This is a genomic window from Paraburkholderia kururiensis JCM 10599 = LMG 19447, assembly GCF_003986935.1.
Lineage (GTDB): Bacteria > Pseudomonadota > Gammaproteobacteria > Burkholderiales > Burkholderiaceae > Paraburkholderia > Paraburkholderia kururiensis.
Genome location: NZ_RJZE01000024.1, coordinates 81,425 through 96,070 on the forward strand (window position 1 = coordinate 81,425; position 14,646 = coordinate 96,070).

14 protein-coding genes are annotated in these 14,646 nt (G+C 63.2%); all 14 read left to right on the forward strand.

Features of this window, described 5'->3' with window-relative positions:
• Nucleotides 1–2: 2 nt before the first annotated feature.
• The 14 genes from PKKP23_RS25840 (at nt 3) to atpG (ending at nt 14,641) form a co-directional block, all read left to right on the forward strand.
• On the forward strand, nt 3–1,787 hold the full coding sequence (locus PKKP23_RS25840) for a branched-chain amino acid ABC transporter ATP-binding protein/permease (RefSeq protein WP_126878979.1): 1,785 nt from the start codon (nt 3–5) through the stop codon (nt 1,785–1,787).
• Nucleotides 1,787–2,554 (forward strand): ABC transporter ATP-binding protein, encoded by a 768-nt coding sequence (locus PKKP23_RS25845; RefSeq protein WP_126879002.1) that lies wholly within the window; start codon nt 1,787–1,789, stop codon nt 2,552–2,554. The genes PKKP23_RS25840 and PKKP23_RS25845 overlap by 1 nt, the downstream gene beginning before the upstream one ends.
• A 226-nt stretch (nt 2,555–2,780) precedes the next feature.
• The gene (gene mnmG, locus PKKP23_RS25850) at nt 2,781–4,742 is read left to right on the forward strand and encodes a tRNA uridine-5-carboxymethylaminomethyl(34) synthesis enzyme MnmG (RefSeq protein WP_026120935.1); all 1,962 of its coding nucleotides are present in this window, start codon (nt 2,781–2,783) and stop codon (nt 4,740–4,742) included.
• Nucleotides 4,739–5,488, forward strand: a complete 750-nt coding sequence (gene rsmG, locus PKKP23_RS25855; RefSeq protein ID WP_126878980.1) for a 16S rRNA (guanine(527)-N(7))-methyltransferase RsmG — start codon at nt 4,739–4,741, stop codon at nt 5,486–5,488. Before mnmG ends, rsmG begins: the two co-directional genes overlap by 4 nt.
• Before the next feature lie 152 nt (nt 5,489–5,640).
• Nucleotides 5,641–6,411 (forward strand): ParA family protein, encoded by a 771-nt coding sequence (locus PKKP23_RS25860; protein ID WP_017772251.1) that lies wholly within the window; start codon nt 5,641–5,643, stop codon nt 6,409–6,411.
• 38 nt (nt 6,412–6,449) lie between these two features.
• Entirely contained in the window at nt 6,450–7,340 is an 891-nt protein-coding gene (locus tag PKKP23_RS25865; protein WP_126878981.1) for a ParB/RepB/Spo0J family partition protein, read from the forward strand.
• A gap of 95 nt (nt 7,341–7,435) precedes the next feature.
• On the forward strand, nt 7,436–8,542 hold the full coding sequence (locus PKKP23_RS25870; RefSeq protein WP_017772249.1) for an SLC13 family permease: 1,107 nt from the start codon (nt 7,436–7,438) through the stop codon (nt 8,540–8,542).
• Nucleotides 8,543–8,936: 394 nt separating this feature from the next.
• Nucleotides 8,937–9,506: an ATP synthase subunit I gene (locus PKKP23_RS25875; protein WP_411829033.1), complete on the forward strand. Its 570-nt coding sequence runs from the start codon at nt 8,937–8,939 to the stop codon at nt 9,504–9,506.
• Nucleotides 9,507–9,720: 214 nt separating this feature from the next.
• The gene (gene atpB / locus PKKP23_RS25880) at nt 9,721–10,572 is read left to right on the forward strand and encodes a F0F1 ATP synthase subunit A (RefSeq protein WP_017772247.1); all 852 of its coding nucleotides are present in this window, start codon (nt 9,721–9,723) and stop codon (nt 10,570–10,572) included.
• A 77-nt stretch (nt 10,573–10,649) separates the two neighbouring features.
• Entirely contained in the window at nt 10,650–10,919 is a 270-nt protein-coding gene (atpE, locus tag PKKP23_RS25885; protein ID WP_007180033.1) for a F0F1 ATP synthase subunit C, read from the forward strand.
• 140 nt (nt 10,920–11,059) lie between these two features.
• Complete coding sequence (locus tag PKKP23_RS25890; RefSeq protein ID WP_017772246.1) at nt 11,060–11,530, forward strand: F0F1 ATP synthase subunit B; 471 nt, start codon at nt 11,060–11,062, stop codon at nt 11,528–11,530.
• A 2-nt stretch (nt 11,531–11,532) separates the two neighbouring features.
• On the forward strand, nt 11,533–12,072 hold the full coding sequence (locus PKKP23_RS25895; protein WP_017772245.1) for a F0F1 ATP synthase subunit delta: 540 nt from the start codon (nt 11,533–11,535) through the stop codon (nt 12,070–12,072).
• Between the two features lie 48 nt (nt 12,073–12,120).
• Nucleotides 12,121–13,662, forward strand: a complete 1,542-nt coding sequence (atpA, locus tag PKKP23_RS25900) for a F0F1 ATP synthase subunit alpha (protein ID WP_017772244.1) — start codon at nt 12,121–12,123, stop codon at nt 13,660–13,662.
• Between the two features lie 94 nt (nt 13,663–13,756).
• Nucleotides 13,757–14,641, forward strand: a complete 885-nt coding sequence (gene atpG, locus PKKP23_RS25905) for a F0F1 ATP synthase subunit gamma (protein WP_026120934.1) — start codon at nt 13,757–13,759, stop codon at nt 14,639–14,641.
• The last annotated feature ends 5 nt before the right edge of the window (nt 14,642–14,646 follow it).

The window sequence follows — 14,646 nt, forward strand, 5'->3', positions numbered from 1 at the left end:
CGATGAAACGCATGATTCGCAACCGCTTCTTCTGGCTGTTTCTTGCTGTGATGTTTGCACTTCCGGTGTTGCCGCATCCGCTGCGGGTGCCGGAGTACTGGATCACGCTGCTCAACTACATTGGTCTCTACGCGATCGTGGCGATCGGGCTCGTGCTGCTCACGGGCATCGGCGGCATGACGAGCTTCGGGCAGGCGGCGTTCGTGGGCGTGGGCGCGTATGCGACCGCGTATCTCACGACGCAGTTCGGCGTGTCGCCGTGGCTCGCGCTCATCGCCGGTGTCGTGCTCACGGCGCTTATTGCGCTCGTGCTGGGCGCTGTGACGATGCGCCTTTCCGGCCACTTTCTGCCGCTCGGCACCATCGCCTGGGGTCTCGCGCTGTTCTTCCTGTTCGGCAACATGGAGATGCTCGGCAAGTACGACGGCATCAACGGCATTCCGGTGCTGAACGTGTTCGGCATCGATCTGGAGTCGGGCCGGCACATCTACTACCTGATCTGGGTGGTGGTGCTGGCGTCCGTGGTGTCTGTTCAGAATCTGCTTAACAGCCGGCCGGGCCGGGCGATTCGTGCGCTGCGAGGCGGCGGCGCCATGGCCGAGGCGATGGGCGTGAACACGGCGTGGATGCGCGTCGTGATCTTCGTGTATGCCGCCGTGCTCGCTGCCGTGTCGGGGTTCCTCTACGCGCACTTGCAGCGGGCGGTGAATCCCACGCCGTTTGGGCTCAATCACGGCATCGAGTACCTGTTCATGGCGGTGGTGGGCGGCGTGTCGCACGTCTGGGGCGCGGTGCTGGGCGCGGCCATCCTCACGTTGTTGCAGGACTGGCTGCAGACGCTGTTGCCGAGGCTGCTGGGTGAGAACGGCAATTTCGAGGTCATCGTCTTCGGCGTGCTGATGGTGCTGCTGCTCCAGTACGCGCGGCACGGCGTGTGGCCGTACGTGGCGCGGCTCTTCCCGCGCGGTCCGCGCGCTCACGTTCCCGATCACGCGGAGCCGTTACCGCAGCGCAGCAAACCGGAGCCGGGCGAATTGCTGCTCACCGTCGACAAGGCGCGCAAGCAGTTCGGCGGGCTCGTGGCGGTGAACGACGTGAGTTTCGAGGTGAAGGCAGGGCAGATCGTCGGGCTGATCGGCCCGAACGGCGCCGGGAAGTCGACCACGTTCAATCTCGTCACTGGCGTGCTGCAGCCCACGGCAGGCCAGATCACCTTCCGCGGCGAACGGATCGATGCGCTGAGTTCACGTGAAATCGTGAGGCGTGGCATCGGGCGCACGTTCCAGCACGTCAAGCTGCTGCCGGGCATGACGGTGCTGGAGAACGTCGCGATCGGCGCGCATCTGCGTGGCCATGCCGGCGTGTGGCGCAGCATTGCGCGGCTCAATGCTGCGGAAGAGGCGCGGCTGATGAACGAGGCAGCAAGGCAGCTTCGCCGGGTGGGCCTCGAGCGGCACATGTACGACGAGGCGGGGAGCCTCGCGTTGGGCCAGCAGCGCGTGCTCGAGATCGCGCGGGCGCTGTGCTGCGATCCGACGCTGCTGCTGCTCGACGAACCAGCGGCCGGCCTGCGATATCAGGAAAAGCAGCAGCTGGCCGCGCTGCTGCGCAAGCTCAAGGAAGAGGGCATGAGTGTGCTGCTCGTCGAGCACGACATGGACTTCGTGATGAACCTCACCGACCGGCTGGTGGTGATGGAATTCGGCACGCGCATCGCGGAAGGGCTGCCCGCGGACGTGCAGAAGGATCCGGCGGTGCTCGAAGCGTATCTGGGCGGGGTGGAATGATGGCGGTGAAGAATGGAGCGGGCGCTGTGCCGGTGCTGGAAGTCGATGGGCTGTCCGCGCGGTACGGCAAGGTGGAGGCGCTGCATCGGGCCGCGATCAAGGTGGGCGCGGGGCAGATTGTGTCCGTGATCGGCCCGAACGGCGCCGGCAAGTCAACACTGCTCAACGCGATCATGGGCGCGCTGCCGACGGGCGGTCACGCGAGTGGACACGTGCGCTACCTGGGCGAAGAGGTGGGCGCGCTGGCGATCGAAAAGCGTGTCGCCCGTGGAATGTGCCTCGTGCCGGAGAAGCGGGAACTGTTCGCGTCGATGTCCGTTGAGGACAATCTCCTGCTGGGTGCCTATCGCCGCAAGCGGGCGGGGGAAAAGGCATGGCTCGATCAGCTCGAACCGGTCTTCACGCTGTTTCCGCGGCTGAAGGAACGTCGGCGACAGGCGGCCGGTACGCTGTCCGGCGGTGAGCGTCAGATGCTGGCGGTGGGTCGCGCGCTGATGGGAAAGCCGGATCTGCTGATGCTCGATGAGCCGAGTCTCGGCCTGGCCCCGCTGATCGTGAAGGAGATTTTTCATATCATCAGCGCGCTGCGGCAGACCGGTGTAGCGACCTTGCTGATCGAACAGAACGCGCGTGCCGCGCTCCAGATCTCGGATTACGGGTACGTGCTGGAGACGGGCGAAATGGCGCTCGAAGGCCGGGCCAATGAGCTTGCGCAGAATCCGCAGGTGATCGAGACATATCTGGGGCTGACGAGGAAGGCGGCTTAGCCGTTGTCGACTGTGGTTCATTCGCTGCCCTGAGAGCAGCGGCGCCGTGTGGGTGCATCGAGAGGGTGTTTCATGTTTCACGTGAAACACCCTCTTTTTTCGTCCGCGGCCTGCCTTTTGGAAGGGAACCAAATTCGGACCGGAACGGCCGAAAACGCTAACCCGCTATAATTCGCGCATACCCATTTTCTCGAAAGGCTCACGCAGGTTCATGCGTGGGATCACCATGCTTTATCCAACAGAATTCGACGTCATCGTCGTCGGCGGCGGTCATGCCGGCACGGAGGCCGCGCTTGCCGCCGCCCGCATGGGCGTCAAGACGCTCCTGCTGACGCACAACATCGAAACGCTCGGCCAGATGAGCTGCAATCCGTCGATTGGCGGCATCGGCAAGGGCCATCTCGTGAAAGAGGTGGATGCCCTGGGCGGCGCGATGGCGGCAGCCACGGACGAGGGCGGCATCCAGTTCCGCATTCTCAATTCCTCGAAGGGGCCTGCGGTGCGCGCCACGCGTGCGCAGGCGGACCGGCTGCTGTACAAGCAGGCCATTCGTCGACGCCTCGAAAATCAGCCGAATCTTTGGCTGTTCCAGCAGGCTGTTGAAGATTTGATGGTGGAGGGCGACCGCGTCGTGGGCGCCGTGACGCAGGTTGGCCTTCGGTTCCGCGCGCGCGCCGTCGTGCTGACGGCTGGGACGTTCCTGGATGGCAAGATTCACGTCGGGCTCAACAACTACACTGGTGGACGCGCCGGCGATCCGGCGGCTGTCACGCTGTCGGCGCGACTTAAAGAGCTGAAGCTGCCGCAAGGGCGGCTCAAGACCGGCACGCCGCCGCGCATCGACGGGCGGACGATCGATTTCTCGAAGCTCGAGGAGCAGCCCGGCGACCTCGATCCGATACCGGTGTTCTCGTTCCTTGGCCGTGCGGAGCAGCATCCGCGGCAGGTGCCGTGCTGGGTGACGCATACGAATGCGCAGACGCATGACATCATTCGCGGTGGCTTGGACCGTTCACCGATGTACACCGGGGTGATCGAAGGCGTGGGCCCGCGTTATTGCCCGTCCATCGAAGACAAGATTCATCGCTTCGCGTCGAAGGAGTCGCATCAGATCTTCCTGGAGCCCGAAGGGCTGACGACGAACGAGTTCTACCCCAATGGCATTTCGACAAGCCTGCCGTTCGACGTGCAGCTTGAACTAGTGCGCTCCATGCGTGGGTTGGAGCACGCGCATATCCTGCGGCCTGGCTACGCAATCGAGTACGACTACTTCGATCCGCGTGGGTTGAAGGCGTCGCTGGAAACCAAGGTGATCAGCGGTCTGTTCTTTGCGGGCCAGATCAATGGCACGACAGGATATGAAGAGGCGGCCGCGCAAGGGCTGCTGGCTGGCATCAACGCCGGTTTGCAGGTGCAAGGCAAAGACGCGTGGTGCCCGCGCCGCGACCAGGCTTATCTCGGCGTGCTCGTGGATGACCTCGTTACGCGCGGCGTGTCGGAGCCGTATCGCATGTTCACGAGTCGGGCGGAGTATCGCCTGAGCCTGCGGGAAGACAACGCCGACATGCGGCTCACCGAGATCGGCCGTGAGCTGGGTGTCGTCGACGACGCGCGTTGGGACGCTTTTAGTCGCAAGCGTGACGCTGTTTCACGTGAAACAGAGCGGCTGCGGACAACGTGGGTGAACCCGAAGACTCTCTCCGCCGAAGAGGCGACTGCGCTGCTCGGCAAGCCGATCGACCGCGAGTACAACCTTGCTGATCTGCTGCGTCGCCCGGGTGTGAGCTACGACGGCGTGTGCGGTCTGCAAGACGGCGCGTGTCGACCGGAAACGTCGCTTGCCGACGACGAGGTGCTGCTCGCACAGATCAAGGAGCAGATCGAGATCGGCATCAAATATCAGGGCTACATCGATCGGCAGGCCGACGAGATCGAGCGTAATGGCGCGCACGAGAATACCCGGCTGCCTGAAGGCATCGATTACGCCGAAGTGCGCGGCCTCTCGTTCGAGGCCCGCCAGAAGCTGAATCAGTTCCGTCCCGAGACCATCGGGCAGGCCTCGCGCATTTCGGGCATTACGCCGGCTGCGATTTCGCTGCTCATGGTTCATCTGAAGCGCGGCTTGGGTCGACGCCGCCAGGCGGCGGGCGAGCAGGGCAACGACAGCGGCACGTCGGTGGCCCAATGACGGGTCGCCACGGACGCCTTTCTTTCGTTGTCGATCGTGAAGCGCTTGCCGCCATGCTGGCGGAGGGGGCGGATCGACTGCGTATCGACCTGACGGACGCGCAGCGAGCGGCGCTGCTCGATTATGTCGCGCTGCTCGCAAAGTGGAACGCCGTCTACAACCTGACGGCGATTCGCGATCCGCGCCAGATGCTGATCCAGCATGTGCTCGATTCGCTCGCCATCGTGCCGCACCTCGCGCCCGAGTTGCCGCGCGAGAGCGCCGTGTCTGTGCTGGACGTCGGTTCCGGCGGCGGGTTGCCGGGAATCGTGCTCGCTATCGCGCTGCCGCAGTGGTCCATTACGCTGAACGACATCGTCCACAAGAAGACGGCCTTTCAGTCGCAGGCCAAGGCCGAGCTTGGTCTCACCAATCTTTCTGTCGTGACTGGCCGTGTCGAGTCGCTTCGTCCCGGCATCGAAGTGCCGGGAAAATTCGACGTGATCGTCTCGCGCGCATTCGCAGAACTCGCGGATTTCGTTACACTTGCCCGCAACCTTGTTTCCGATCGCGGTGCGATCTGGGCTATGAAGGGCGTGCGACCCGATGCGGAGATCGCTCGCCTGCCAGCCGGTTCGCGCGCGACCCAGGTTGTGCGTCTCGATGTGCCGTTTCTGGACGCTGAGCGGCATCTTGTCGAGGTACGGGTCGATGCGGGCGGCGTGGCGCCAATGAGCGCGAGCGGAAAAGCTGAGGATGGCAGTTGAAGCAGGGAAAAGGGGTAATTTGCCATAAGAAGGCCGGGGATGGCGACTATTAGGCACCGCCGCTACCAGGCTTTGCAGCAATCGGACGAGAAACAGCGACACCCAGGCAGCATTCACGCAGCAAACCAGCAGCAAACAGGGACACACAAACGATGGCAAAAATCTTCTGCGTGGCGAACCAGAAGGGCGGAGTCGGGAAGACGACGACAACAGTGAATCTTGCCGCGAGCCTCGCAGCGCAGGGACAGCGGGTTCTGCTCATCGACCTGGACCCGCAGGGCAACGCCACCATGGGTAGCGGCATCGACAAGGCCGCCTGCGAAAACACGGTGTACGAGGTGCTGGTTGATGGCGTTTCGGTGGCCGACGCCCGTGTGCGTCCCGCGGCGGTTACGTACGACGTGTTGCCCGCCAACCGCGAGCTGGCCGGCGCGGAAGTGGAGCTCGTGACGGTCGAAAACCGTGAACGTCAGTTGAAGCAGGCACTCGCGAACGTCGAGCACGAGTACGACTTCGTGCTCATCGATTGCCCGCCTGCGCTCTCGCTGCTGACGCTGAACGGACTGTGCGCAGCGCACGGCGTGGTCATCCCCATGCAGTGCGAGTACTTCGCGCTGGAAGGCCTCTCCGACCTCGTCAACACCATCAAACAGGTTCACGCGAACCTGAATCGGGATTTGAAGGTCATCGGCTTGCTGCGCGTGATGTTCGATCCACGCATCACGTTGCAGCAGCAGGTTTCCGACCAGTTGAAGGAACACTTCGGCGACAAGGTGTTCGACGCCGTGATCCCGCGCAACGTGCGGCTTGCCGAGGCGCCCAGCTACGGGCTGCCGGGTGTGGTGTTCGACAGCGCATCGCGCGGCGCGCAGGCGTACGTACAGTTCGGCGCGGAAATGATTGAGCGGGTGCGCGCACTATGACGCGCGGCCTTTCACCCAAAGCGGAGCGGGGAAGCACCATGAACGCAGTAGCAAGGAAGAAGGGACTGGGCCGCGGACTCGAAGCGCTGCTAGGCGGCAGCGCCGACATCACCGAGGCCGTGAAGATCGAGGGCGCGCCGAACACGCTGCCGCTTGCGAAGCTTCAGCCAGGCAAGTACCAGCCGCGCACACGAATGGACGAGGGTGCACTGCAGGAGCTTGCCGCCAGTATCCGCGCGCAGGGCCTGATGCAGCCGATCCTCGTGCGTCCGGTTGCAGTGGACAAGTTCGAGATCATTGCGGGCGAGCGGCGCTTCCGTGCGGCACGCCTTGCAGGCCTCGACGAAGTGCCGGTACTCGTGAAGGACGTGCCGGACCAGGCTGCCGCCGCAATGGCGCTGATCGAAAACATCCAGCGCGAAGACCTGAATCCGCTCGAAGAGGCGCAGGGTATCCAGCGCCTGCTCGACGAATTCAATTTCACGCACGAGCAGGCGGCCGAATCGGTGGGACGTTCGCGTAGCGCGGTGTCGAACCTGCTGCGTCTGCTGAATCTCGCTGCGCCTGTGCAGACCATGCTGTTGGCCGGCGATCTCGACATGGGCCACGCGCGCGCGCTGCTTGCCGTGGACGCCGCAACCCAGATCGCGCTCGCCAACCAGGTGGTGAACAAGCGGATGTCCGTGCGCGAGACCGAAAAGCTCGTGACGGCGACCACCAAGGCCGCGCCCGCCGTGAAGGCGCGTGCCAATCATGACGGTGGGCGCGACACGCGGCGTCTCGAGGAAGAGCTGTCCGACCTGCTCGCGTCGACCGTCAAGATCAAGCTGGGACGCCGCGGTCGTGGTCAGGTGACCATCGACTTCGGCGATCTCGACTCGCTCGAAGGCATTCTCGCGCGCCTGCGCGGGAACATGGCCGCCGCTTGAGGCGGTCTCCTGTCCGGCTGTCCAAAACGCCGCCCATCTCAGGTCGTTCCATCGTGCCAGTTTCCGAACCTACCGCGAAGACGCGGGGCGGCCCCGTGGGTGCCGCTCTTGCACTTGCTGCCAAAGAGCCGGTCCTCGCGATCCTCGTGATCGCGCTTGCCGCGCTGCAACTTTTCCATCCTCGTGAATGGGCGTCGCTGCCAGGCCTGATCGACTGGCAGACCGTGCTCACGCTGACGGGGTTGCTGATTCTCACAAAGGCCGTCGAATACTCAGGATTCCTGATGTGGCTCGCGCATCGCGTGGTGCATCACATCCACTCCGAACGCGCGCTCGCGTTTCTGCTGATCGCGCTTGCGGCCGCACTCTCGACGCTGCTCACCAACGACGTCGCCCTTTTCGTCGTCGTGCCGCTCGTGCTGTCGCTGAACCGGCTGACGCCGTTGCCCGTGCGGCGGCTCGTGATCTACATCGCGCTCGCGGTCAACGCAGGGTCGATCCTCACCCCGCTCGGCAATCCGCAGAACCTCTTTCTCTGGCAGACGAGCGGCGTTTCGTTCGGCCGCTTCGTGATTGCGCTCGCGCCGCTGTGCGCCGTCCTGATGACGATGCTCTTTGTGCTCACGGCAGTGGGGTTTCGCGCCAAGCCGCTCGATCTGTCGACGGATGTGGAGCCTCACGCCGTGGACCGGCGCGTCGCCGGCGTGGCCGCCGTGCTGTTTGTGGCGTTCGTGCTGCTGGCGGACGCGCATCGCGCCGGCATCGCACTCGCCGGCGTGGCAGCGGGCTTCCTGTTCTGGCGCCCGCGCGTGGTGCTGAAGATCGACTGGCTGTTGCTGCTCATCTTCGTGCTGATGTTCATTGTGCTGCGCAGCGCGGCCGCGCTGCCGTGGGTGCACGACGCGATCGGACGCATCGGGCTTGGCACGCCACTGCGCGCTTATGTCGCAGGGGCGGTGCTGTCGCAGGGAATCAGCAATGTGCCCGCCGCGATCATGCTGGCCGAGTTCACCAAAGATTGGCGCGCGCTCGCGTTCGGTGTGAGCGTGGGCGGTTTCGGCATCGCCATCGGCTCGCTCGCGAATCTGATTGCCGTGCGCCTTTCCGGCGAGCGCGGCATGTGGCTGCCGTTTCATCTCGTTTCTGTGCCGTTCTGGCTGGTGAGCGCAGTACTGGGTGGCTGGCTGCTGTTGCAGTTTTGAGGCGAGCAGATTGCCGGGACCGCGCACGGGCGTTGCCTGCGGGCCCGCGAACGTCTCTTATCGAAAACGCTGCGACCGACCCCGACCCATCGCGATTTCCCATGCAGCCAGCATGGGCGACGACGTTGCATAGAGTCCCAGGCAGGCGCCTGGGACGACGTCTTGCGACCGGTTGGCGAGCTGTTGACAGAGTCCCTTACAGTTGCCGCCGAGCCCCTGTTTTGAGGCTGCTTTTTCGCATCATGAAGCCTCGTTTCACGGGTTTATTGAACGACCTAAAATCTTGAATTGGCTGCAACTATCGCTTACAATCGCCCGGATTTATTTGGTAGGCAGCCACGTAAGCGCAGCGTAAGCGGGCGGGCTAAAACTCTGGACTTTTGCGGACATGGCGATGGCGGCTCACAGGCCAGAAGGAAGGCCGGGCCAAGCGTTGAACGGGCCGGGCGGAAAGAATTTTCCTGGCGGCACGCAAGACGGACCAAGCGCAGATTCCGCGTCCGGGCGCACCGATTACAACGCGCAGTGGGATGCCGACCAGCAGGATAACAACAACATCGTTCCGCTCACGCGGATCGAAGCCGAAAAGCTGTTCGGTCCCAATGTGAGTCGCCCATCGCGCGTCACGCCCTTCCGGGTTGTGGCTGCGCAAGTGGTTTTGTCCCTGGTTGCTACGCTGGTGTGGTGGCTGTTCTACAAGCCGCCGGGCGCTGCTGCGCTGTCAGCCTTCCTGGGGGGAGCGATTTGCTGGGTCCCGGGTGCACTGTTCGCCGCGCGGCTGAAGACGCCGGGCGCGGGTGCCACGGTGATGAACTGGATGCTCGGCGAAGCGTTCAAGATGGGCGCGACCATCGCGATGTTCGTTGCCATCGCGTTTTGGTATCGCGACGTGCAGTGGGTTCCGCTGCTCGTGACCTACCTGATCGCGCTAAAGACGTACTGGATTGCGCTCGCATGGCGTTGAGCGTGAAGCGCACCGTGGCGCGGATAACCGCGACGCAATGCGCAGCAGAAGAGACAACAGGCCGGCGCCTCACGTTGCGGCGGCCATGAGGAGCGCGGGCCGGCCGGTGTGGTCAACATGACCCGCACGGTCCGCGGCGGCGCGCTTTCGTCACACATGTACGGACGAAAGCGGCCGGAAAACGATTTTCGACAATTTGGGTGGCGTTAATAATATGGCAGCTAGCGAAGGCACGCGCGCTCTGGATCCGTCCGAGTACATTGCGCACCACTTGCAGAACTTTTCCACCTCGCACCAGACGTCGATCTTCGACCTTCACGTCTGGAATCTGGACACGCTGTTCTGGTCCATTCTGTGCGGCCTCGTCACGATCCTGATCCTGCGTCTTGCTGCGCGCAAGGCGACGTCCGGCGTTCCGGGCCGCTTCCAGTGCGCCGTCGAAATGCTGGTTGAAATGGTCGAGGATCAATCGAAGGCGATGATCCACGGCAACCGCAAATTCATCGCTCCGCTCGCGCTGACCGTGTTCGTCTGGGTCGCGCTCATGAACTCCCTCGACTTCATTCCCGTCGACCTCCCGGGCCGGGTGATCGGCTGGCTGGGTCTGTCGGACGTCATCACGCACCACCGCATCGTGCCGACCGCCGACCTCAACGGCACCATCGGCATCGCGCTCGGCGTGTTCGTGCTGATGATCTATTACAACCTCAAGATCAAGGGCGCCGGCGGCTTCATCCATGAACTCGTCTCCGCTCCGTTCGGCTCGCATCCGCTGCTGTGGATTCCGAACCTTGCACTGAACATCATCGAGTTCGTCGCGAAGACGGTTTCGCTCGGCATGCGGCTGTTCGGCAACATGTACGCGGGTGAACTGCTGTTCCTGCTGATTGCCCTGCTCGGCAGCATCTGGACCTTCGGCGCGGACACGACGGTGCTTGGCTTCATCGGCCACGTGATCGCCGGCAGCGTGTGGGCCATCTTCCACATCCTGATCGTGCTGCTGCAGGCGTTCATTTTCATGATGCTGACGCTGGTGTACATCGGCCAGGCACACGACTCGCACTAACGCGCGCGTCAGAACCGCTTTGAGTTTCAGTTAATTTCCAAATCCCAGTTCCCAAGAACTTTCAACAAGGAGTGATCATGCAAGCTTTCATCGCCAACATCCAGGGTCTGACCGCCATCGGTATCGGCATCATCATCGGCCTGGGTGCAATCGGCGCCTGTATCGGTATCGGCCTGATGGGAGGCAAGTACATCGAAGCCTGCGCCCGCCAGCCTGAACTGATGAACCCGCTGCAGACGAAGATGTTCCTGCTGGCTGGTCTGATCGACGCGGCGTTCCTGATTGGCGTTGGTGTGGCAATGCTGTTTGCGTTCGCGAACCCCCTGCTCTCGAAGCTCGCAGGCTAAGGTTCCCCGGAAAGTTGCGCCTCGTCTATAACAGGGATGAGGCGCAGGGCGGAACGGGTGCCGGGGCGCTGATCGAGTTCGCATCGATGAGCGCCTTGCCGTTTCAATTCCCTGAAAAACGCAACGTTTAAGGAAACACCGTGAATCTCAACGCAACCTTGTTTGCGCAAATGGTCGTGTTCCTGATCCTCGCGTGGTTCACGATGAAGTTCGTGTGGCCGCCGCTGATCAACGCCCTCGACGAGCGCTCGAAGAAGATCGCCGACGGCCTCGCCGCCGCCGAGAAGGGCAAACACGAACTCGAAGCAGCGCACAAGCGCGTCGGCGAAGAACTCGCTGTGGCGCGCAACGAGGGTCAGCAACGTATCGCCGAAGCGGAAAAGCGCGCTGTCGTGGTCGCCGACGAAATCAAGGCGCAGGCCCAGGCCGAAGCCGCACGCATCGTCGCGCAGGCCAAGGCGGATGCCGAGCAGCAAGTCGTGAAGGCGCGCGAAACGCTGCGTGCCGAAGTGGCCGCACTCGCCGTGAAGGGCGCCGAGCAGATCCTGAAGCGCGAGATCGACCAGACGGCGCACGCCGAACTGCTCAATCAACTCAAAGCCGAGCTCTGATCATGGCCGAACTTGCAACCGTTGCCCGCCCGTATGCGGAAGCGCTGTTCGGCGTGGCCGAAGCTGGTGACATCGCCGCCTGGTCCACGCTCGTAGAGGAGCTGGCACAGGTTGCGCGTCTGCCCGAAGTGCTGTCGATCGCATCGAGCCCGAAAGTTGGCCGTCAGCAGGTGAGCGAGCTGCTGCTCAGCGCGGTGAAGTCGCCGCTGAAGGACAGCCCGCAGGCCAAGAATTTCGTCCAGATGCTCGTCGACAACCATCGGCTGCAGTTGTTGCCGGAAATCGCGCAGCAGTTCGAAGAGTTGAAGAACGCCCGTGAAGGCGCGGCGGATGTGCTGATCGTCAGCGCCTTTCCGCTCGAGGGCGAGCCGTTGAACCAGCTGGTCGCCAGCCTCGAACGCAAGTTCCAACGCAAGCTGAAACCCACCGTAGAAGTCGATTCGTCGCTGATCGGCGGCGTGCGCGTTACGGTCGGTGACGAAGTGCTCGATACCTCGGTCCGCGCGCGGCTCGCCCGCATGCAGACGGCTCTTACCGCCTGACGCGCATGCCCGCTGGCACGCAACAGAATTGATTATCAGGAGCGAATAATGCAACTCAATCCCTCTGAGATCAGCGAGCTGATCAAGAGCCGGATCCAGGGCCTTGAAGCGAGCGCGGACGTTCGCAACCAGGGCACCGTGATTTCCGTGACCGACGGTATCGTGCGCATCCACGGCCTGTCGGACGTGATGCAGGGCGAAATGCTCGAATTCCCGGGCAACACCTTCGGCCTCGCACTGAACCTCGAGCGCGACTCGGTCGGCGCGGTGATTCTGGGCGAGTACGAGCACATCTCGGAAGGCGACATCGTCAAGACGACGGGCCGCATTCTCGAAGTGCCGGTGGGTCCGGAGCTGATCGGCCGCGTGGTCGACGCCCTCGGCAACCCCATCGACGGCAAAGGCCCGATCAACGCGAAGCTGACCGACGCGGTCGAAAAGATCGCCCCGGGCGTGATCTGGCGTAAGTCGGTGTCGCAACCGGTGCAAACGGGTCTGAAGTCGATCGACTCGATGGTGCCGATCGGCCGCGGCCAGCGTGAGCTGATCATCGGCGACCGCCAGACCGGCAAGACGGCGGTGGCTGTCGACGCGATCATCAACCAGAAGGGCAAGGACCTGATCTGTATCTACGTCGCGATCGGCCAGAAGGCTTCGTCGATCATGAACGTGGTGCGCAAGCTCGAAGAAACGGGCGCACTCGAATACACGATCGTGGTCGCAGCGTCGGCTTCGGAATCGGCAGCGATGCAATACCTCGCGCCGTACTCGGGCTGCACGATGGGCGAATACTTCCGCGACCGCGGCCAGGACGCGCTGATCATTTACGACGACTTGACCAAGCAAGCCTGGGCGTATCGTCAGATCTCGCTGCTGCTGCGCCGCCCGCCGGGCCGTGAAGCTTACCCGGGCGACGTGTTCTATCTGCACTCGCGTCTGCTCGAGCGTGCCGCTCGCGTCTCGGAAGAGTACGTCGAGAAGTTCACGAACGGCGAAGTGAAGGGCAAGAGCGGCTCGCTCACGGCACTGCCCGTGATCGAAACGCAAGCCGGCGACGTGACCGCGTTCGTTCCGACGAACGTGATCTCGATTACGGACGGCCAGATCTTCCTCGAAACCGACCTCTTCAACGCAGGTATCCGCCCCGCCATTAACGCCGGCGTGTCGGTGTCGCGCGTGGGTGGTGCGGCGCAGACGAAGGTCGTGAAGAAGCTCTCCGGCGGTATTCGTACCGACCTCGCGCAGTATCGTGAACTCGCCGCGTTCGCGCAGTTCGCGTCGGACCTCGACGAAGCAACCCGCAAGCAGCTGGAGCGCGGCCGCCGCGTGACGGAACTGCTCAAGCAGCCGCAATACCTGCCGCTGCAGGTGTGGGAACTGGCTGTGTCGCTGTTCGCCGCGAACAACGGCTACCTCGACGACCTCGAAGTGAAGGACGTGCTGGCCTTCGAAAAGGGCCTGCGCGAATTCCTGAAGACGAGCCATGCCGACCTCGTGAAGCGTATCGAGGACACGAAGGACCTGTCGAAGGACGACGAGAGCGCGCTGCATGCCGCGATCAAGGACTTCAAGAAGTCCGGCGCATATTGATCCCCTGTCCGCGAGTCATCAACGATAAACGGACCTGGAGGCGCAGCGGGCGGCACGCAAGTGCACCCGCCGCGCTTCGATCAAGGAGCAAGCAATGGCTGGAATGAAGGAAATTCGCGGCAAGATCAAGAGCGTGCAAAACACGCGCAAGATCACGAAGGCGATGGAGATGGTGGCCGCGTCCAAGATGCGCCGCGCTCAGGAGCGCATGCGCGCTGCTCGCCCGTATGCCGACAAGGTCCGCGACATCGCTGCGCACATGAGCAGCGCGAACCCCGAGTATCGTCATCCGTTCATGGTGGCCAACACCGGGGCGAAGACGGCGGGCGTGATTCTCGTCACGACGGACAAGGGTCTGTGCGGCGGCATGAACACGAACGTGCTGCGTGCCACGCTGAACAAGTTCAAGGAACTCGAAGGCGAAGGCAAGTCGATCGAGGCAACGGCGATCGGTAGCAAGGGTCTCGGTTTTCTGAACCGTATCCGCGCGAAGGTGGTGTCGAACGTCGTGCAGATGGGCGACACGCCGCACCTCGAAAAGCTGATCGGCGCGGTGAAGGTGCAGCTCGACCAGTATTCGGAAGGCAAGATCTCGGCGGTGTATCTCGCGTACACGCGCTTCGTCAACACGATGAAGCAGGAGCCGGTGATCGAGCAGCTGCTGCCGTTGTCGGCCGAGCGCTTCGAAAGCAGGGAAGGCGACGGTACGACGCCGAAGACTTCGTGGGACTACATCTACGAGCCGGACCCGCAGGCCGTGGTGGACGAACTGCTGGTGCGCTACGTCGAAGCGCTCGTCTACCAGGCCGTGGCCGAAAACATGGCTTCGGAACAGTCGGCGCGGATGGTGGCGATGAAGGCCGCTTCGGACAACGCGAAGACCGTGATCAACGAACTGCAGCTCTCGTACAACAAGAGCCGTCAGGCCGCGATTACGAAGGAACTGTCGGAAATCGTGAGCGGCGCGGCGGCAGTCTGACCGCG